17 protein-coding genes are annotated in these 19,939 nt (G+C 48.4%); 16 read left to right on the top strand and 1 reads right to left on the bottom strand.

Annotated features, from left to right (window positions below; translation table 11 throughout):
* The first annotated feature begins 17 nt into the window (after nt 1–17).
* Complete coding sequence (locus BW42_RS11365) at nt 18–467, top strand: universal stress protein (protein WP_035411132.1); 450 nt, start codon at nt 18–20, stop codon at nt 465–467.
* A 40-nt stretch (nt 468–507) separates the two neighbouring features.
* Here BW42_RS11365 and BW42_RS11360 read toward each other — a convergent pair whose 3' ends face one another.
* Complete coding sequence (locus BW42_RS11360; RefSeq protein ID WP_035411129.1) at nt 508–699, bottom strand: hypothetical protein; 192 nt, start codon at nt 697–699, stop codon at nt 508–510.
* Between the two features lie 134 nt (nt 700–833).
* Between BW42_RS11360 and BW42_RS11355 the strand changes: the two genes are divergently transcribed.
* The 15 genes from BW42_RS11355 to BW42_RS11285 all read left to right on the top strand — a co-directional run bounded on the left by BW42_RS11355 (nt 834) and on the right by BW42_RS11285 (nt 19,929).
* A complete protein-coding gene (locus tag BW42_RS11355; RefSeq protein ID WP_035411126.1) occupies nt 834–1,277 on the top strand; it encodes a MarR family winged helix-turn-helix transcriptional regulator in 444 nt (147 codons plus the stop codon).
* A gap of 31 nt (nt 1,278–1,308) precedes the next feature.
* A complete protein-coding gene (locus BW42_RS11350; RefSeq protein ID WP_035411123.1) occupies nt 1,309–3,975 on the top strand; it encodes an MMPL family transporter in 2,667 nt (888 codons plus the stop codon).
* A gap of 84 nt (nt 3,976–4,059) precedes the next feature.
* Nucleotides 4,060–4,908 (top strand): MBL fold metallo-hydrolase, encoded by an 849-nt coding sequence (locus BW42_RS11345; RefSeq protein WP_035411120.1) that lies wholly within the window; start codon nt 4,060–4,062, stop codon nt 4,906–4,908.
* A gap of 313 nt (nt 4,909–5,221) precedes the next feature.
* A complete protein-coding gene (locus tag BW42_RS11340; protein ID WP_035411117.1) occupies nt 5,222–5,926 on the top strand; it encodes a hypothetical protein in 705 nt (234 codons plus the stop codon).
* Between the two features lie 110 nt (nt 5,927–6,036).
* Nucleotides 6,037–7,197 (top strand): ROK family transcriptional regulator, encoded by a 1,161-nt coding sequence (locus BW42_RS11335; protein ID WP_035411114.1) that lies wholly within the window; start codon nt 6,037–6,039, stop codon nt 7,195–7,197.
* 222 nt (nt 7,198–7,419) lie between these two features.
* Entirely contained in the window at nt 7,420–7,902 is a 483-nt protein-coding gene (locus BW42_RS11330) for a hypothetical protein (protein ID WP_035411111.1), read from the top strand.
* Between the two features lie 29 nt (nt 7,903–7,931).
* A complete protein-coding gene (locus tag BW42_RS11325) occupies nt 7,932–9,242 on the top strand; it encodes an ABC transporter substrate-binding protein (protein WP_035411107.1) in 1,311 nt (436 codons plus the stop codon).
* 72 nt (nt 9,243–9,314) lie between these two features.
* Nucleotides 9,315–10,277: a carbohydrate ABC transporter permease gene (locus BW42_RS11320; protein ID WP_035411105.1), complete on the top strand. Its 963-nt coding sequence runs from the start codon at nt 9,315–9,317 to the stop codon at nt 10,275–10,277.
* A gap of 13 nt (nt 10,278–10,290) precedes the next feature.
* The gene (locus BW42_RS11315; RefSeq protein WP_035411101.1) at nt 10,291–11,076 is read left to right on the top strand and encodes a carbohydrate ABC transporter permease; all 786 of its coding nucleotides are present in this window, start codon (nt 10,291–10,293) and stop codon (nt 11,074–11,076) included.
* Nucleotides 11,077–11,101: 25 nt separating this feature from the next.
* Nucleotides 11,102–13,096, top strand: a complete 1,995-nt coding sequence (locus BW42_RS11310; RefSeq protein WP_035411097.1) for a beta-galactosidase — start codon at nt 11,102–11,104, stop codon at nt 13,094–13,096.
* Between the two features lie 14 nt (nt 13,097–13,110).
* Nucleotides 13,111–15,234 carry an alpha-galactosidase gene (locus tag BW42_RS11305; RefSeq protein ID WP_035411094.1) on the top strand — a complete coding sequence of 708 codons (2,124 nt, stop codon included), beginning with the start codon at nt 13,111–13,113 and terminating at the stop codon, nt 15,232–15,234.
* Entirely contained in the window at nt 15,231–16,403 is a 1,173-nt protein-coding gene (locus tag BW42_RS11300) for a galactokinase (protein WP_035411090.1), read from the top strand. Before BW42_RS11305 ends, BW42_RS11300 begins: the two co-directional genes overlap by 4 nt.
* Nucleotides 16,404–17,402, top strand: coding sequence for a UDP-glucose 4-epimerase GalE (gene galE / locus BW42_RS11295; RefSeq protein ID WP_035411088.1), 999 nt, complete (start codon nt 16,404–16,406; stop codon nt 17,400–17,402).
* A gap of 29 nt (nt 17,403–17,431) precedes the next feature.
* Nucleotides 17,432–18,928, top strand: coding sequence for a UDP-glucose--hexose-1-phosphate uridylyltransferase (locus tag BW42_RS11290; protein WP_035411085.1), 1,497 nt, complete (start codon nt 17,432–17,434; stop codon nt 18,926–18,928).
* On the top strand, nt 18,925–19,929 hold the full coding sequence (locus BW42_RS11285; protein ID WP_035411082.1) for an aldose epimerase family protein: 1,005 nt from the start codon (nt 18,925–18,927) through the stop codon (nt 19,927–19,929). The genes BW42_RS11290 and BW42_RS11285 overlap by 4 nt, the downstream gene beginning before the upstream one ends.
* Nucleotides 19,930–19,939: the final 10 nt, after the last annotated feature.

The raw sequence follows: 19,939 nt of genomic DNA, 5'->3' as shown, positions 1-19,939 counted from the left end.
GGAAAGGATGAATCTTGATGGAGAGCCAATATCATACGATTTTGGTAGCAGTCGACGGATCAGAGACAGCAGATTTAGCATTTGAGAAGGCAGTGAAATTTGCCAAACTTGATCATGCTAAACTCGTCATCGCCCATGTCATCGATATTCAGACGTTTGCTAACGTACGTGCCAATAAACGTTTCATTGATCAAAACGTTACCGAATATGCACAAGAATTGCTCGATCGTTACGAAAAGCGGGCACGAGAAGCAGGTGTCGAGACAGTTGAGCTGATCATCGAAAACGGCTCTCCGAAAACACTGATTCCAAAGGTCATCGCACCACGCTTTGGTGCGGGTCTGATCGTCTGCGGAGCAGTCGGGATGAATGCGATGGAACGAATCATGATTGGGAGTGTTTCTGAAAACATTTCCCGTTATGCAAAATGCGATATCTATATCGTCCGTCCGAAAACCTTGAAGTGACATAAAACAGCACACATCGGCTGATGTGTGCTGTTTTATGTCACGTTAGAAAGTAATAGAAAATGCCTAATAAAATCAGAATGATCGGGAGAAAAATGAAATACATCCAAGACATATTTTTTGCCGAAGTCTTGTGATCGTACTGCTCTTCTGCTGGTTGCTTAGCAATCCGCAACGTAAAGATGAGTCCGACGAGACAAATGACTAATGCGATCCAAAATAAAGTCAACATAAGCATGCTCCTCTCTTCTTTTATCATACAGAAAATGGTCATGTTCTGCAGTGGTGAGTTGTGACAGTTTAAAGTTGACAACGTACTAGTTGAGGGGCTAAACTAACTTCATAAGTTTAGGGGGTAAACTAAAAATGAAAGATAATTTACGTGAAGCAGTCCTCCTGTTCGAAGAAGTCATGATCCATGGAACTGAACGTGTGCTGAAGTCAGTCGAAGCGCCTGTTTGGCAAATGTATTCACCGGAACAACTCCATGTGTTGAAGCTCGTTGGAAAATACGGACCAATCTCATCGGGGCGTCTCGCGGCAGTACAGGGCGTACATAAAAGCGCCATTTCCAATCGGCTGAAAAAGTTGACGGAAAAAGGACTTGTCATCGTCGAACGCCGAGAAGATGATCACCGAACGAAGTACATCTCGTTGACCGAAGCAGGACGATTGGTTGCGACAGAGGCGGAGCAAGAAATCTATACGTATCTCGAAAGTTTGATTGAAGGAAAGGTCGAGGAAGAAGAAATCATCCAGTTCATCGAAACCTTTAAGAAAATCAAAGAGATTCTGCAGTTGAACGTCTAAAGACAGAATAGAAGGAAGAGGAGAATCAGACATGCGACAAATCGTCAAATGGCGCTGGGCAATTCTTGCATTATTGCTCATCGTCACAGTAGGTTTACTATTTACGGCACCAAACTTGGCAAAACAAGCAGAAGACGCAGGGGCGATTCAGCTTGCGAATAACGCTGACTCACAGCGGGCAGCAGATATTTTAGAAAAAGCGGGAGCAAGTGAAGAAACGATCTCTCTTGTTATTCCGCTCAAAGACAAAGTCAGCGATGCTGATCGAAAGTCGATTGGGAAAATCGTTAAAGATTTAGAAGCACTCGATCGTCCGGTCACGGATGTGCTGAATCCGTTTGAAAACAAAGAGACGGAAGGACAGCTCGTCTCAAAAGATCAAAAGACGGTCCTTGTGCCAATCACGGTCGACGGTTCGCAAGAAGAAATCGTCAAACTGGCAAAACAAATTCGGACAGATCTCTTGCCAAAGGATCAAACGATTTATCTAACGGGTGAAGCGCTAATCAACGATGACGTCAATACAAGCTCACAAGAAGGGTTGAAGCGGACGGAACTGATTACCGTCGGGTTGATTTTCGGACTACTTCTGCTCGTCTTCCGTTCCATCGTCACACCGTTCGTACCACTTGTGGCAGTGGGCTTTACGTACCTGATCAGCCAATCACTCGTCGCCTTTTTCGTCGACTGGTTCGGATTCCCGGTATCGAACTATACGCAAATCTTCCTCGTTGCCATCCTATTTGGGATTGGGACGGATTACTGTATCTTGCTACTGAGCCGGTATAAGGAAGAATTGACGGCAGGACACGATGTCGAGGCAGCGATCGTCAACACGTATAAGACAGCAGGGCGTACGTTACTAATCAGTGGTCTTGCTGTTCTTGTCGGTTTCTCAGCGATTGGGTTTGCGGACTTCCCAATCTTCAAATCATCGGTCGCTGTTGCGGTTGGGATTGCCGTCCTCTTACTCGTCTTATTTACACTTGTCCCGTTCTTCATGGCGACACTCAAAGAAAAATTATTCTGGCCGTCAAAGAAGGCAGCGAGTCACCAAGATAGCAAACTGTGGTCACATTATGGTGGGTTATCGATCCGTCGTCCTTTACTTGCGATGATCATCGTTGCGATCGTCACGGTCCCGACACTCTTTACGTACGATGATGACCTCTCGTTTAATACCGTCGATGAGATTGGTGCGAAGTATGATACGGTCAAAGGACTGAATGCGATCTCGGATGGATTTGGAGCAGGTGAGTCGCTCCCGGTCAATGTCATTCTTAAGAGCGACAAAGATTTGATTACAGAAAAGACAGTTCCTTATGCGGAACAGTTGAGTCGTGAGCTCGTGAAAATCGACGGGGTCAAATCGGTTCGTTCGATTTCTCGTCCGACAGGCGAAATCATTAATGACTTCTACGTCGATCGTCAATTAAAACAAGTTGCTTCCGGCATGAAGAAAGCAACCGCCGGTCTTACGGACGTTCAGTCTGGTCTGACGACAGTTGAAGACAATCTCAACGGTATTACAGGACAACTACCGGCAGGAGACTCGGCTTCAGCAGGAGCAAGTCAGTTGCAACAAGCAGCAGACGGACTTGGACAGATCAACCAACAGTTGACGCTCGTCGGTCAAGGTCTGCAATCGACTCAAAATATCCCGCAAACCATTGGGACATTAAATGCCTTGTCTGGTCAATTGAGCCAAGTTCAATCTGGCATCAGTCAAGCAGCAAGTGGAATAGCCTCACAAGGAGCACAAGCCGGTCAACTTGGAAGTGGGCTGACACAACTTGCGGATGGTGTTGGTCAAGCAAACACAGGGCTTGCGAAAATTAGTGATGGTCTAGATGACATCTCGAATTTGTTAACCGAGATGGGACAAGCGACATCGATCCGTGGGACAGGTGTGTTCGTGCCAAAAGATACGTTATCGGACAAGGCCTTTAAACCAGCAATTGACCGTTACGCGATTGATCAGCAAACCGGATTGAAGTTTGAAGTCATCCTCGAAGATGATCCGTATTCACCAGAAGCGATTCAAACCGTCGCTGCAATCAAAAAGACGACAGCGAATACGATTAAAGGGACACCGTTTGAAGACAGCACTGTCGCATATGGCGGGATTTCAAGCGTCAACAGTGACTTGAATGATACGTCGAAAGCCGATTTCAAACGAACAGTGACTGTCATGTTGATCAGTCTCTTTGTGATTTTAGCGATCATGTTCCGTTCGTTGATCATGCCATTGTTCATGATTGGTTCGTTATTGCTGACGTATTATACGTCGATGTCGATCGCTGAGCTGATCTTCGTCAACGGTCTCGGATATGACGGCATCAGTTGGGCTGTTCCGTTCTTCGGATTCGTCATGTTGATTGCCCTTGGTATCGATTATTCGATCTTCCTACTCGATCGTTTCCGCGAAGAGACGATCAAGGGACTCGATACGAAGGAAGCGATGTTCCTGTCGATGAAAAAGATGGGATCTGTCATCATCACGGCAGCGATCATTCTTGCAGGAACCTTCGGAGCGATGATGCCGTCTGGTGTCTTGAGTCTCGTTCAAATCGCGACGATCGTCATCACAGGTCTACTTTTGTATGGATTAATCGTCTTACCACTCTTGATTCCAGCGATTACAGTTTCGTTTGGTAAAGGGGTCTGGTGGCCGTTTCGATCAAATGCCAAAAAATAAGAACTAATCAAACCGGATTCGTCTTCTAGATGAATCCGGTTTTTTCATGACGTATACTAAGAGCAGAGTATAAGGAGGTAGAACATGCAATACTTCAAACAACTGACTTCACGGATTTGGTATCAGACACCGGTCAGCGAGACGGATCGCCCGATTCTCGCCGTCGTGCGTGGGGAGAAGCATCAATTGATGATTGACGCGGGAAACTCATCAGCCCATGCCGCTTTGTTTTTAGAAGAAATGAAAAAACACAATCTTGGATCACCTGACTTATTGGCCCTGACCCACTGGCACTGGGATCATATTTTTGGGATGAAACATCTCCGTCTGCCATCGATGGCAACACAGCAAACAATCACCCGCATGAAAGAGATGCAACCATACGCTTGGACGGATGCAGCGTTACAAGAACGAATGGATCAAGGAATCGAGATTCCGTTTTGTGCGGATGCGATCAAGCTCGAGTTTGGTACGACACGCGACATCGAAGTCGTCTTACCGACGATTGGCTTTACTGGACAATTGGAAATTGACTTAGGTGGTGTGCAGTGCCAACTGATTGAAATCGAAAATGATCATTCTCCTGGTAGCCTACTCGTCTACATTCCGGAAGAACGCGTCGTGTTCTTAGGAGACGCGATGTATGCGGATATCTTTTCATCGAAGTGGAATTATACGGTCGAACGGACGACGCGCTTATTAGCGGCAATCGATCGTTTAGAAGCCGATTATTATGTCTGGTCGCATGGAGAAGCGATGCCGAAGTCTGAATTTGAAGAAGAGGTCAACATGTTGCGTCGAGCCATTCGTGTAACGGAAGCGACCGGAGGACGACTGAAGGATATGCGGACTTTATATGCAGAAGAGACAGGACGATCGTTGACGGAAGACGAAACCGAAACATTGATCTATTTTGCAAATGGAGTGAAATGACAGATCGTAACAAGGGATAAAACGGAGGACGTCGAAATAAAAAAGTACTACGAGCTTGTTAAAGGGAGCGGTACTATATGACAAAGCCAAAATTCGAACGGGATGAAACCATCGATCGCGTTTTTTTTGGAAAAGCGGGCATCTTTTCATTTTTGGTTATCGTGGGAGGCATTCTATATCTACTATATGATCTGTACGTACAATGATCGGAACGCATGCGTTCCGATTTTTTGAATTCAGGGGAGTGCACGAAAACCAGATATTGGGTAATAACTTGCGTGAGACTGTTAGTGAAAGTGAGAGGAGATGTCGGATGAAACGAATTCAAATTGCGGATTTTGATCGACGCATGCCATCGATTGAATTGGTCGAAAAGGATGATCACTATGAAGCGATGCTTGTACCGAGTTATGACCATACGTATCCTTCGACACAAATCCGGACGATCCGCTTAGCGGATATCTCCGTCAATCTGTTTGTCACCCCGGAAGAAACACTACTTGTTTCTGCGCTTTTTCATAAACCGGTTCAAGTGACGGATATCGTTTCCTGGATGCAGTTGTATACGATTAGTTTTGCCCAGTCGGATGAGACTGGTTATTTCGTCGAACAAGCGGATGAAATTTTAGAAGTCGTCTTGTATCAGAAACATCCGATCGTCATCGCGACACGTGGTCAAGATCGATTGTATTACGATACGACGGGAGCAATCGAGGTCCGGCGGGCGACGAATGAATCGGTCGGCGAGCGTCCCTTGCTTTATTTGAACGGGGAAGCCTGGTATGGTGTCCCGCGCTTGTCGTTCAATCGAATGAAGGATGAGCTGCACGTCAATGGAACGTTTTTATATGCGGACTATATGGACGCACACCATGGAAAAATCGGTTTCTTTCGCGAGAATGATCCCTCTCTACCAATCGTTTTGCTCGTCGGTCAGGCAATCGTTGAGATCGAACTGACCGAGAATCCGGATGGTTCACGCGTCCTGATTTTAGAACAACCATATGACGAAGCATGAAAGTGCACAAAAACCGTTCAGCAGATGAACGGTTTTTAAGTGAGACCGTGAAATCCCTTACAAAATATGCGAAGATAGTAAAGAGACAGACCAAAGGGGTTGATGGGGACATGGCGAAAGAAACACCGCGTAATTCTAAATGGATGCGTTCCTATAATCGGGCACTCGTCTTGCGACTGATTCGGATGCATCAACCGATTTCGCGGGTTGAGTTAGCACAACGGACGAACTTAACGAAGCCGACGGTATCGAACATCGTCAGTGAATTGATTGCAGAACAACTCGTGACGGAGCGAGAGCTTGGGATATCAAATGGGGGACGAAAACCGATCATGCTCGAACTCGTCGCAACAGAGCAATACGTCATCGGCATCGATGCGACAAGTCACCAATTCATCGGAGTCGTCGCGGATTTAAGTGGTAATACGATTCATGAGTCCGAAGCCGTGGGACGTTTTGAGACGAATGAAGAATTGATTGAAGCGATTGGTCGATTATGCGAGACCTTGATTGCACAGACACAAGGACGGGGAACGATTCACGGTATCGGGATCTCCGTCCACGGGATGGTCAATCCGGAGACAGGTGTCATCTTGTTTGCACCACGTTTCCACCTGCATGACGTTGAGTTGAAGGTACATCTTGAAGCACGCTTTGACTATCCTGTCTTCATCGAAAACGATGTTCGAGCACTCGCTTCGTTTGAGCTATTATTCGGTGAAGGTGTTGGGGTCGAACAATTCTTTTATCTCTATGCCGGGGAAGGCATCGGGGGTGCTTATGTGCTCGATGGACAGCTTGTCGACGGACAACATCATATTACGGGAGAGGTCGGACATATGCGTCTTGATCTCGATGGACCGATTTGTTCGTGTGGGAACAGAGGATGCCTAGAAGCATTAGCAGGCGAAAAAGCGTTGTTACGAGATTATGCTGTCGTGGATCCGCAAGTCATGACGATTGCTGATTTGCGCAAACGGTTAAACGAACGCGATGAACAAGCAGTTCGTACATATGAACGGGCGGGGGAATATATCGGAATCGGTGTCTTGAATACGATTCATCTCCTGAATCCACGCCGGATTTTACTTGGGGGACCGATGTTTGAGCTCGCACCCACGATCGTTGATCAAATCAAGGAACGGGTCGAGCACACGGCGTTGACCGCTGCTTCACGTGAAACCGATGTCAAGATGGTCCCGTGGGGTGAAAAACAAGGAGCACTCAGTGCGGCTGCCCTTGCGACAAATAGTTTATTTCAAACGATTTAATGAACCGATTCCGTGTCTTGCAAACTAGCAAGACACGGAATCGGTTTTGTTATTCAACAAATAATTTATTGAAACCGTTTACAAGTTAAAAACCAATGTGCTATAGTCGATATAAAGTTAGATAATAAATTTAATTTACTAAGTTCATGGTCAACTAAGTGGAGGTGGATGCAGGTTAGCAGGGGCTAATCAAGCTGAAGCAGGAAAGGGAGGCATCGCGCAATGGAACCACACGATCCATGGGTTTCGTACCGTGAAGCTTTCGGGCGTTACGGAGCAATCCGCGGTTTTTATTTTCATCGGTCAACGCAACAGATGACAGAACAGGGTCCAGGCGATGTCCCGACAGACGAGCAGGATATTGTGCTCGTCCGACCACGACGTGACGGTGTGTTTCAATTCCGGATGTCATCGGTACAAGGGGTCCTGACGATCCGTTCATCCGAGCTACACATTCGAAAAAATGAGAGCGGATACATTGAATTACGCGCACTCATGCAACACATGCGCTCTGCCGGTTGTTTGACGCTGGGTGGAGAGTTATATCTCTTCGTCCGACCGGACGTCGATACGCTGGCATACCGTCTTCGATTGATCGCCCGTGTATTGATTCAGCTACAGGGAATGCCGATTCAGACGAAGGTGATCGAAGAATGGTGCCGACAAGCACTAATCGAAGGGGAACACGCTAGACGATACGCTTGACTACTTACACATAAAAGGGGAGCTCTTACATGAAATTCAAAAAAACGAAACTTGTTGCTGCAGCATCAGTCCTAACATTATCCGCATTCCTCGCCGCTTGTGGTGGCGAAGACGAGCAACAAACGAAAACAAAAGACGGTAAGACGATCGTCACATGGTGGGGCTGGGCACCGCAACCAGAAGCGGGGAAAACTGTCGTTGATGCTTTCAATAAATCACAAGATAAATACGTCGTTCAATTCAAACGATACAGTGAAGACTACGAAAAACAATTACAGGTCGCGATGCTGTCAGGTAAAGGCCCAGACATCATCGGTCTGAAAGAACCGATGATTCAGCAGTACAAGGATCGCGTCGTACCGGTCGATTCGTACATGGATAAAGCAGCAGGTAAAGGATGGAAAGATAAGTTCGTTGAGCTCGGAATCGAACAGACGACACTTGACGGCAAACAATATGCAGTTCCAATTGGTTTCACAGGTCAAGCGTACTTGATGTACAACAAGACGATGCTTGATAAATACGGTGTGACACCACCGAAGAACTACAAAGAAACAGTCAGCGCAGTCAAGAAGATTAAAGACTCAGGCGATAAAGTCATCCCACTCATGCTCGGAGCAAAAGATGCATGGATTGACATCGATGTCTACAACGTCCTCAGCCACCAGGTCGCACCAGGTTACATTCAAAAAGTTCTTTCGGGTCAAGCAAAATGGACAGACGACGAAATGGTTAAAACAGCACAAGTCTGGCAAGATCTCTTCAAAGATAAAGTTTTCCAAGAAGGAGCGCTTGGTCTAGCGACATACAATGACGGGATGAACCAATTCTTTGATAAAAAAGCAGCGATGTGGGTCATCGGTTCATGGGAAGCACACTCGATGACAACAGCTGAGAAAAAAGACAAATGGAAAATCAAAGATGAACTCGGATTCGTTCCACTCCCGAACTTAGTAGGTGGAACAGAGCAACCGGTCATCGCATCGATCGATATGGCACTTGGTGTCAATAAAGAGTCGAAACAACAAGAAGGTGCAGCAGAGTTCATCGCCTTCATGAGTCAAGGAAAAGGACAAGAAGTCTACATGGGTGAGTTTGAAATGGCACCTGGTATCAAGGATGTCAAAGTCGATTCAGACGCTGCCTTCACATCTGAAGGCGAAAAAGAATCGTACAAGATGTTAAACGACACATTAGCAAAAGCGGTTGCTAGCCGTGGTATCCGAGATACGAAATTAAACGATATCCTCGGTAAGGAACTTCAAAACATCGCGACAGGACAAGATCCGAAAGAATCATTACAACGCGTTCAAGACGCAGCGGATCAATCAGCGAAATAAGACTCGACAGTGAAGTGGTACGCCTGCGTGCCACTTCCTGATTTTTGGACTTGAGGAAAGTGGGGAATCGATATGCAGACAGAGCGACAGGAATTGCCGATTAAACCAAAAGCAGAACCGCTCCAGCCGGTGGCGACACGCCCGCCCGCACCGAAGAAGAAAAAGAACATGAAGCGAAACATGGTCGGATGGGCCTTCGTTGCTCCGATCGTCTTGTTCGTCGTCAGCTTCATCTATTATGGGATTTTCTATAATGCCTATAACTCGTTCTTCTCGTGGGACGGGATTTCGTTTGACAAAGTATTCGTCGGACTCGACAACTATGCTGAGATGTTCCAAGATCCGGACTTCTATCTCTCGCTGAAGAACACATTCATCTTCACGATTTTGACCGTTTCGATTCAAGCTGGTATCGGTCTCGTCTTGGCGTACTTCCTGCATACACCGGGACCATTGCGGACGGCGATGAAGTCGGTCTTCTTCTTCCCGGTCGTCTTGAGTCCTGTCGTACTCGGTGCGGCATTCTCACAAATTTATGATTTCCAGTTTGGTTACATCAATGAGTTCCTCCGTGCGATTGGTCTCGGTAGCCTCGAGCAGAACTGGCTTGGTGATCCGGACATCGCGCTTTATTCCGTCATTGCGATCAACATCTTCCAGTGGACTGGTTCTTCGATGGTCATGTACTACATGGCAATGTTGACGATTGAGAAGGAAATCTTCGAAGCAGCAAAAATCGATGGAGCTGGATTCTTCCGGACACTGTGGAGCATCGTCTTCCCGAACTTGAAAGGAACGACGTTCACTCTGTCGATTCTCGGAGTTATCGGTGGTCTGAAGACGTTTGACTTAGTCTGGATCACGACAGCTGGTGGACCAGGATCGTCGACGGAGTTCATTTCGACATACCTATTCCGAAAATCGATGTTACAACAGGAAGTTGGTTTCTCGAGTGCTGTTGCCATCATCCTACTGACGATCGCCTTGCTGATCACGTACTTCCAATTGCGTGTACAAAAGAAAATGGATAACTAAGGAGGAACGACCCATGGATGTAGAATCTAAAAAAAGCCGCTGGATGATTAACCTCGTATTGGCGCTTGCGTCAATCGTCTGGTTATTCCCAATTTTCGTCATGTTCAAAGAGAGTCTTCGCGTCAATGGATTCGATAACTATATTGCGACATTGCAAAACCCGAACTTCCCGACATTCGTCTTCAACAGTTTCTTTGTCGCTTTCTTCATGATCATCATCTCGATCACGATTTTGGCGTTCGCAGCGTTCGCTTTCTCGAAGCTTGAGTTTGCTGGAAAACGTCTTTTGTTCAACATGGTCCTTGCTGGACTCATGTTACCGGTCGCTTCGATGATCGTACCCTTGTTCTTCACGCTTCGTTCATTTGACGGGCTGAACAACCACTGGGGACTGATCGGAGCGGAAGTTGCCTTCTTCTTACCATTCGGTCTGATGCTTATCAAAGGATACTTTGATGAATTGCCAAACGAATTGATGGAAGCAGCGTATATCGATGGTGCGACGATTCTTGAAGTCTTCTTCAAAGTCATGCTACCGCTCGCAAAACCAGCGCTCGCAACAGCTTTAATCTATGCGTTCCTTAACTCATGGAACGAGTACTTGATGGTTCTTACGTTCATGACCGACCCTGCTTATCAGACAGTCACGATGGCACCAAGTTTCTTCAAGGATGCGCTTGGCGGGGACCCAGGGAAAATCTACGCTTCACTTGTTTTGATCAGTTTACCGACGATGATCTTCTATATCTTCTTCCAACGTTTCTTCCAAAAAGGGATGACGGCGGGTGCAGTAAAATAATTGTTTTTGCGTAAGGGGGAGCACAATGTATTTAGGAGTCGATTATTATCCAGAACAAACACCACGAGCACTATGGGAGGAAGACTTCCGACTGATGAAGGAACTTGGTGTCAACGTCGTTCGTCTCGCAGAATTCGCTTGGTCGATGATGGAGCCGGAAGAAGGCGTCTATGACTTTAGTTTTTGGGATGACGTCATCGAACGTTTGAGTGCGGAAGGATTCGATATCGTACTCGGGACACCAACCGCGACACCACCTGCGTGGTTGTGTACGAAGTATCCAGAAATCTTACCGGTCGATGAGAACGGTGTGACGATCAGCTTTGGTGCTCGTCGCCATTATACGGTCCACAGCGAAACGTACCAACGACTATCCGTCAAGATCACGGAAGAGATGGCGAAACGATACGGTCAACATCCTCGTGTTATCGGGTGGCAAACGGATAATGAATATGGGCATGAGAAATCGGATCGTTCTTACGGTGATGTCGACCGCGCTGCTTTTCAGCGCTGGTTAGAGAACCGTTACGGAACGCTTGATGCTTTGAACGAAGCATGGGGAACCGTCTTCTGGAGTCAGACGTACACGGCGTGGGATCAAATCCCGGTACCGCGTAAAGTCTATCAGGAACATAACCCATCCCTGCTCGTCGACTTCGATCGTTTTTGTGCCGACGGCTATACGTACTACAACAAATTACAAGTCGATGTCTTACGTCGCTACATCCCAGAGAACGTCTTCATCACGCACAACCTCGTCTACAGTGACATGGCGGTCAATCAACAGCAAATGGCGCAAGATCTCGATTACGTCGCGTTCGATAACTACCCGGTCTGGGGTGGACTACCGGAGCCGAACCGGTTCGAGAAGATGGCAAGCGATCATGATCTTTGCCGCTCTTCGAAGCAAGGAAAAGGCTTCTGGGTCATGGAACAGTTGAGTGGCGCACAAGGCTGGAGTAAAATCGGTTACTTGCCACGACCAGGGCATATTCGTCTCTGGACGTATCAAGCAGTCGCGCGGGGAGCAGAAGCGATCGTCTACTTCCGATTCCGGGCTGCTCATTTTGGAACAGAGGAATTCTGTCACGGCATCATCGATCATGATGGAAAACCGAAACGGAAATTCGAAGAAGTGAAACAGATCATGACGGAACTGAATACGTATGGCGATGAAATCAATGCGAGCCGTTACGACGCGAAGGTTGGTGTCTATTTCGATCAAGAAAACGTCTGGGCGTGGACGCATCAGCCGCACAGTGATGCGTTTGATTTTCGGACGGAGTTCGTCCGCTTCTATGGCGGAGCAGTTCGTCAACAAGTCGCAACCGACATCGTCTTCCCAGGTGATGATCTATCTCGTTATAAACTGATCATCGTTCCACTCTATTTCTTGACGAATCCTACGTTCGATGACGCCTTGATTGCGTACATGGAACAAGGAGGTCACGTCATCTTCACGTACCGGACAGGTGTCAAAGATGCACGGAATCATGTCGTACCGACGACGTTACCGGGTAAATTCGCACCGTATGCGGGTATTGAAATCGACGAATATGAGTCACTCCAATCGGTTCAGCAACATAAGGTGGCAGGTATCGGCGAGATGGCAGGACAATCCTCAACAGCGCGCCTCTGGTGTGATCTCATCACACCAACGACAGCAGAGACACTTGCTGTCTATGAAGATACGTTCTATGAGGGTGTAGCGGCTGTGACGCGCAATGCCTATAAAGGAATGATTACCTACATCGGCTCATCGATTGATGATGCGATGATTGATACAATTTACCGTCAAGCGTTCACAGAGGCTGGCATCGAGATGATCGATGCTCCGGATCAAGTTGAAATCATTCGTCGTCACGGCGAACAACGCGATTTCCTCTTCTTGATGAACCATGACACGAAAGAAGCACGGGACGTCACGCTCGACGGAACATACCAAGCATTGACAAAGGAAAAGACATATCGTGGAACGGTCCGACTCGCACCACTCGAGACACTGATTCTGACGACGTAAGGAGGAAGAGAACCATGGCAATCTTTGAAGTAGCAGGACGTCGTTTCGTCGTCGAGGGGAAACGGGTCGCTCACGTCGTGACAGTCGGTGCGAACGGGAAGCTGATTCACACCTATTTCGGTGCCAAGTTACCGTACCGGGATGATTATGAAGCGTTACCGAGTCCGGTCGTCGCACACAGTTCGTTTGAATCACCAGACGGCGTTGCGACGTATGATTTCGTACCATTCGGCGAGATGTTGTACACGGAGCCAACTTTGAAATCGGAACGAGAGGACGGACAACGGATTCACCAGTTCCAGTTTGAACGCTCCGAGCAGACAGAAACGAAACTGACATTGTGGCTTTTTGATCCGTTGCAGGAGATGCGTGTCGGAGTGCAATATGAACTGTTTGCCGATTACGACATCATTGGTCGTTCGATTGTCGTCGAAAATACAGGACGATTACCTGTTCGTTTAACAGCGGCCCAGTCCTTCGCAATGGGACGTTGGCATCAACCGAATTTAAAACTGCATCACTTCGCTGGGATGTGGACAGGTGAGTTCAAGAAACAAATCACACCGGTGACACCAGGACGCCAGACGATTGAAAGTCGGCGCGGGGTGACGAGTCATCAAGCGAATCCTTGGTTCGCACTCGAGCAGGATGCGACAGAAGACAGCGGTGAAGTCGTTTACGGACATTTTGCCTATTCGGGTAACTGGGCGATTCACGTCGAACAAGATGCGTTTGGTTTCGTTCAGCTATCGGGTGGCATGAATCCGTTTGATTTCAGTTGGAAACTATCACATCAACAACAGTTGACGACACCGACGTTCTACATCGGGTATGCGGACGGTTTCGCAGATATGAGCGCCCATGCGCATGCGTTCCAACGTGATGTCATCATGCCGCGTGCGACTGATCGTCCAGTTCTCTATAATTCATGGGAAGCGACCTATTTCGATGTGACGGAATCTGGTCAACGTGAACTCGTCGATCTTGCAGCAGGAATCGGCTGTGAACTGTTTGTCGTCGATGACGGTTGGTTCGGTGAACGCCATTCCGATCAAGCGGGACTCGGGGACTGGCACGTCAATCGGGAAAAGTTTCCGAATGGTCTAGAGCCTTTGATCTCATATGTAAAACAACAAGGGTTACAGTTCGGGCTATGGGTCGAACCGGAGATGGTCAACCCGGATTCTGATCTATACCGGGCGCATCCGGATTGGATTTATCATGCACGGGATGCGGTTCGGACGACGTCACGGAATCAATACGTCTTAAATCTAGGATTACCAGAAGTTGAGCAATTCATTCTCGAGATGATGGATGACTTGCTGACGCGTCACGCGATCGACTACATCAAATGGGACATGAACCGTGCCTTCTCGGAACCGGGTGTTCCAAAAGACCAGACGGATCGCCAACAGGAATTATGGAAACGTCACGTCGATGCATTGTACCGGATCTTTGATGAATTGCGTCGCTTGCATCCGGCGGTCGACTTCGAAGCCTGTGCCGGTGGTGGCGGACGAATTGATCTCGGGATCCTCGCACGGACGGAGCAAGTCTGGACAAGTGATAACACGGATCCACTCGATCGCTTACAAATTCAGCATGACTTCTCTTACGCTTATAACGCGAAGATGATGAGCTGCTGGGTAACGGACGGACCGAACTGGTTAAATGGACGCAACGTGCCACTTGCGACACGCTTCGTCTCCTCGATGCAAGGAACGCTCGGGATCGGTGGTAACTTAAGCGAGTGGTCGACGGATGAGTTAGCGGAAGCAAAAGGCTGGATCGAGACCTATCAAGCGATTCGTCCGACAATCCAACGCGGCATCCAGTACCGTCTTTCATCCTTCACACAACAGACACCAAGCGTCATGCAGTATACATCGGAAGAAGAAACAGTCTTGCTCGCGATCGCGCCACTTCGGCAATACGGAATACATCAGTATCACTTCAAGCTAAAAGGACTCGACCCAACAATGCGCTACCAAGTCGAGGACCGGACGTTAAGCGGTGCCTACTTGATGCAACAAGGCTTGACGTTCTCATACACGACGGATTATGAAGCCCGCTGTCTGCGGATTCAGCCGGTCCATCGTGCGCTCTCACTACTCGAATCAAAGGAGACGATCGTATGACAGACCAGACGTTAGAAGCACAATTTGAACAGCGGTTTGGCTCACCGTCGACGCATCGCTTTTTTGCCCCAGGTCGGATCAATTTAATCGGTGAGCATACGGATTACAATGGCGGTCACGTCTTTCCGTGCGCGTTAACGTTCGGTACACACGCGATCGCGCGAAAACGAGACGATCAACGTTTCCGCTTCTACTCGCTGAATTTTGAGCAGGACGGCATCATCGAAGTCGCACTCGAAGAACTGGCGTATGACGCGACGCACGGTTGGGCGAACTATGCGAAGGGTATGGTTTCAGTCCTACAGGAAGCAGGATACCAGATCAATACAGGATGCGACATCTTGATTCAAGGTGACATCCCGAACGGAGCCGGTCTTTCATCATCCGCTTCACTTGAACTCGTCATCGGAGTCTTGCTCGATCGATTGTATGGATTAGACATTCCACGTCTTGATCTCGTTCGGTTTGGTCAACAGGTCGAAAACCGTTATATCGGCGTCAATAGTGGTATCATGGATCAATTTGCGATCGGTATGGGGAAAGCGGGAGCGGGATTGTTGCTCGATTGTGAAACGCTCGACTATACGTATGCTCCACTCGATTTGACGGGATATACGATCATCATCATGAATACGAACAAACGCCGTGAACTGGCAGATTCGAAATATAATGAACGCCGGGCGGAATGTGAGGCAGCACTCGCTTATCTCAATCAGTTCACATTACGGGAAACGCTTGGACAATGGACGACGTCAGAATTCACGAAAGTCGCATGGGAAGACGAACGTTTGATGCGTCGCGCCCGACACGCGATTTCAGAAAATGAACGAACGCTTCAGGCACTAGCGGCACTCGAAGCGGGAGAACTGAAGACATTCGGTCAGTTGATGAATGCGTCACACGTCTCGTTACGCGAAGATTATGAAGTGACAGGGATTGAACTCGATACACTCGTCGAAGCCGCTTGGGAGCAACCGGGCGTGCTCAGCGCGCGGATGACAGGTGCTGGTTTTGGTGGCTGTGCGATTGCAATCGTCGAAGACGAAGCAGTCGACGCGTTCAAACAAGCTGTCGGCGAACAATATGAAGCAAGGATCGGTTACCCAGCGACGTTCTATACGGCGACGGTCGGTGACGGAGCACGTGAAATCGAACGGGAGGTCATCTAAATGGCAACTTTAGTCGTAGGTGGAGCTGGTTATATCGGCTCCCATGCTGTCTATCAATTGATTGATGCCGGAAAGGATGTCGTCGTCATCGACCATCTGCAGTCCGGTCACCGTGAAGCGGTTCATTCGCGGGCACGTCTATATGAAGGAGACATACGCGATCGTGCTTTTCTCGATCGCGTCTTTACGGAAGAGACGATTGAGCAGGTCATCCATTTCGCTGCTTTTTCACTCGTTGGCGAGTCGATGACAGAACCATTACGCTACTTTGATAACAACGTTTACGGGACACAAGTGTTGCTCGAAGCGATGATTGCCCATGACATTAAACAGATCGTCTTTTCTTCGACGGCAGCCACATACGGTGAACAGGAGCAGATGCCGATTCTCGAAACAGCAGAAACGCGTCCGACGAATGCCTATGGTGAGACGAAGTTGATGATGGAGAAGATGATGCGATGGTCTGAACAAGCATATGGCTTACGTTATGTCGCATTACGTTACTTCAACGTTGCCGGTGCGCGCGTAACAGGAGAAATCGGGGAAGATCATACGCCGGAAACTCATCTAATCCCGCTCGTCCTCGAAGTTGCCAACCGACAACGGTCAGAAATTTCGATCTATGGCGATGATTATCCAACGCCTGACGGTACCTGTATTCGTGATTACATCCATGTCGAGGACTTGATCGACGCCCATATGCGAGCACTTGATTATTTGGCTGATGGAAACGAGAGTACGGTCTTTAACCTCGGTTCAAGCCAAGGGTTTTCAGTTCGGGAAATCATTGAAGCAGCCCGTCGCGTGACGGGACATCCGATTCCAGAACGGATCATTGAACGTCGTGCAGGGGATCCGAGTATCTTAATCGCCGGATCTGCCAAAGCAAAAGAAGTTCTCGGCTGGACACCACAACGTACCGACATCGAAACGATCATCCGTGATGCTTGGAATTGGCATGCACATCACCCAGAAGGATACCGGACGAGCGTTCGTTAAAGAGAGACAGAATGAGGAGAGTGACGGCGATGAATGAACTCATCCAACAGTTAGTAGCGCAAGTGATCCAGAAACGCTTGATTGAACCGGAAGATGCGATCTACGCCCGGAACCGGATTCTAGCGCGAATCGGTCAAGCCGATTTTGAAGAACAGGCAGACGTACCATCTCGCCCAATTCCCGATATTTTGGACGACATGATTGAAGTGTTGATCGTAAGTGGGCAGTTGCCGGCGCGTCTTGAAGACAAAGAGCAGTTCGCAGCAGATGTGATGGACATTTTCGTTGCCCGTCCATCTGACGTGACGGCGGCATTCCGCCGTCTGTACGCTGAATCACCGGTAGCGGCAACAGATTACTTCTATCAACTGAGCCAAGCGAGTAACTACATCCAAACGAAGCGGATCGCTAAAAATAAACGCTATCAAGCGGATACGGCTTACGGGACGATCGATGTCACGATCAACTTATCGAAGCCGGAAAAAGATCCGCGTGAAATCGCAGCAGCTCGAACGGAGGCACCAACGGCGTCGAACTATCCAACCTGTCTGTTGTGCGTCGAAAATGTCGGCTACGCGGGTCGTGCGAATCATCCGGCCCGTGCGAATCACCGGGTTGTTCCGCTGACACTGATGGAAGAATCGTGGGCACTGCAATACTCACCATACGTCTACTACAATGAACATAGCATCATCCTGTCGCAGGAACATCGTGACATGGTCATCAATCGGGATGCCTTTGCACGTCTGATTGCCTTCGTTGAGCAGTTTCCACATTACTTCGCTGGTTCGAACGCTGACCTGCCGATTGTTGGTGGATCGATCCTGACGCATGATCATTATCAGGGCGGACGCTATACGTTTGCGATGGACCGAGCAAAAACTTTAACATCCTTTACGTTCCCGGATCAGCCGACAGTCACTGGGGAGACATTACACTGGCCACTGAGTGTGTTGCGTCTGAAGAGTAAAGATGCGTCGGCATTACTCAATGCTGCGACGACCGTCTATGAGACATGGTTGACGTACACGGATGAGAGCCAAGAGATCCGTTCACATACAGGCGAGACGCGACACAATACCGTGACGCCAATCGCTCGTCAACGCGACGGACAATTCGAGCTCGATCTCGTCTTGCGGAATAACCGGACGTCAGCAGAACATCCGGACGGTATTTTTCATACACATGCCGATATTCATCACATCAAACGGGAAAATATTGGTTTGATCGAGGTGATGGGACTGGCGGTCTTACCGGCACGTTTGCTACAAGAGCTGCAACAGGTCGAACAGTTCATCACAGGTGAAGTCGACGAAGTAGCTGTCGCTCATGCTGACTGGGCGCAAGAACTAAAACAAGCGTATGACGGTCAAGATGTCACGACATACGTCGAGCAAGCAGTTGCTACAAAATTCGTACGTGGTCTTGAGGACTGTGGTGTCTTTAAACAGACGGAGGAAGGTCAGGCGGCGTTCGGGCGATTCGTTCAACTCGTGACGCGCCAACCAGTGGAGGAACAACGATGACACGACTACTTGAGAAAGAGTTGATTCGACATACATTACGTCAGGAAGGCATCGAAGTGACACTCTGGAACTATGGCGGCATTATCCAGGACATCCGGACGATTGATCGGGATGGTCATTTGGAAAGCGTCGTCTTAGGTCTAGAGACGGTGAAAGACTATCAACAACACTCGCCGTACTTCGGGGCAATCGTCGGACGCGTCGCTGGTCGAATCGGACAGGCACGTTTCGAAGTAGCGGGAAAAGTCTATCCGCTCGTCGCAAACGACGGGGCGAATCATCTGCATGGTGGAATTCACGGATTTGATCAAGCGTGGTTTGATGTCATCGAAGCGACGGATACATTATTCCATTTGCGCTTAAAAAGTCCAAACGGAGAAGAAGGTTATCCGGGAACAGTCACACTCGATGTGTTTTATCGACTAAAAGATACGACATTGACACTTGAGATGTCGGCGGTGACGGATCAGACGACACCACTCAATCTGACGAATCATACGTACTTCAATCTATCTGGAAATGCGAAGCGAGATGTGTTAGATCATGTCTTGACGTTACCAAGCGACTGTTACTTACCGGTCCAGCCAGACGGCTTGCCGACAGGCGAACAACGGGATGTATCCGGAACCCCATTCGATTTCCGGAACGGTCAGTCGATTCGTAAGGGAATTACGCTTGAGCATCCTGAGACGATCGCTGTCGGAAATGGCTACGATCATCCCTTCGTGTTGCGGGATAACACACTTCGACTCGCAGATCCGGTATCCGGTCGTTTCGTCGACGTCACGACGAATCAGCCGACAGTTGTACTCTATAACGGAACGCAACTGCTGACCGATTATACGGTTCATGGTGTTCCTGCTCGACCGTCGCTCGGTTTATGTCTTGAAGCACAAGTGCATCCAAATGCAATCCATGAATCTGATTTTCCTTCAATCCTGTTATCACCAGGTGAGACCTACCACTGGAAAACAGCTTATCGTTTTAGTGTAGTATCTTGAAATAAGCCCC

Origin of the sequence: Exiguobacterium sp. RIT341, from assembly GCF_000632205.1 — a bacterium.
In the GTDB taxonomy this organism is placed as follows: Bacteria; Bacillota; Bacilli; order Exiguobacteriales; family Exiguobacteriaceae; genus Exiguobacterium_A.
The sequence above is the reverse complement of the archived record's forward strand: the minus strand, read 5'-3'. Positions and strand labels throughout refer to the sequence as shown.

What these genes read in the sequence shown, in the direction of transcription:
- BW42_RS11365 (WP_035411132.1), top strand. Translation starts at nt 18, where the DNA reads ATGGAGAGCCAATATCATACGATTTTGGTAGCAGTCGACGGATCAGAG.
- BW42_RS11360 (WP_035411129.1), bottom strand. Translation starts at nt 699, where the DNA reads ATGTTGACTTTATTTTGGATCGCATTAGTCATTTGTCTCGTCGGACTC.
- BW42_RS11355 (WP_035411126.1), top strand. Translation starts at nt 834, where the DNA reads ATGAAAGATAATTTACGTGAAGCAGTCCTCCTGTTCGAAGAAGTCATG.
- BW42_RS11350 (WP_035411123.1), top strand. Translation starts at nt 1,309, where the DNA reads ATGCGACAAATCGTCAAATGGCGCTGGGCAATTCTTGCATTATTGCTC.
- BW42_RS11345 (WP_035411120.1), top strand. Translation starts at nt 4,060, where the DNA reads ATGCAATACTTCAAACAACTGACTTCACGGATTTGGTATCAGACACCG.
- BW42_RS11340 (WP_035411117.1), top strand. Translation starts at nt 5,222, where the DNA reads ATGAAACGAATTCAAATTGCGGATTTTGATCGACGCATGCCATCGATT.
- BW42_RS11335 (WP_035411114.1), top strand. Translation starts at nt 6,037, where the DNA reads ATGGCGAAAGAAACACCGCGTAATTCTAAATGGATGCGTTCCTATAAT.
- BW42_RS11330 (WP_035411111.1), top strand. Translation starts at nt 7,420, where the DNA reads ATGGAACCACACGATCCATGGGTTTCGTACCGTGAAGCTTTCGGGCGT.
- BW42_RS11325 (WP_035411107.1), top strand. Translation starts at nt 7,932, where the DNA reads ATGAAATTCAAAAAAACGAAACTTGTTGCTGCAGCATCAGTCCTAACA.
- BW42_RS11320 (WP_035411105.1), top strand. Translation starts at nt 9,315, where the DNA reads ATGCAGACAGAGCGACAGGAATTGCCGATTAAACCAAAAGCAGAACCG.
- BW42_RS11315 (WP_035411101.1), top strand. Translation starts at nt 10,291, where the DNA reads ATGGATGTAGAATCTAAAAAAAGCCGCTGGATGATTAACCTCGTATTG.
- BW42_RS11310 (WP_035411097.1), top strand. Translation starts at nt 11,102, where the DNA reads ATGTATTTAGGAGTCGATTATTATCCAGAACAAACACCACGAGCACTA.
- BW42_RS11305 (WP_035411094.1), top strand. Translation starts at nt 13,111, where the DNA reads ATGGCAATCTTTGAAGTAGCAGGACGTCGTTTCGTCGTCGAGGGGAAA.
- BW42_RS11300 (WP_035411090.1), top strand. Translation starts at nt 15,231, where the DNA reads ATGACAGACCAGACGTTAGAAGCACAATTTGAACAGCGGTTTGGCTCA.
- galE (WP_035411088.1), top strand. Translation starts at nt 16,404, where the DNA reads ATGGCAACTTTAGTCGTAGGTGGAGCTGGTTATATCGGCTCCCATGCT.
- BW42_RS11290 (WP_035411085.1), top strand. Translation starts at nt 17,432, where the DNA reads ATGAATGAACTCATCCAACAGTTAGTAGCGCAAGTGATCCAGAAACGC.
- BW42_RS11285 (WP_035411082.1), top strand. Translation starts at nt 18,925, where the DNA reads ATGACACGACTACTTGAGAAAGAGTTGATTCGACATACATTACGTCAG.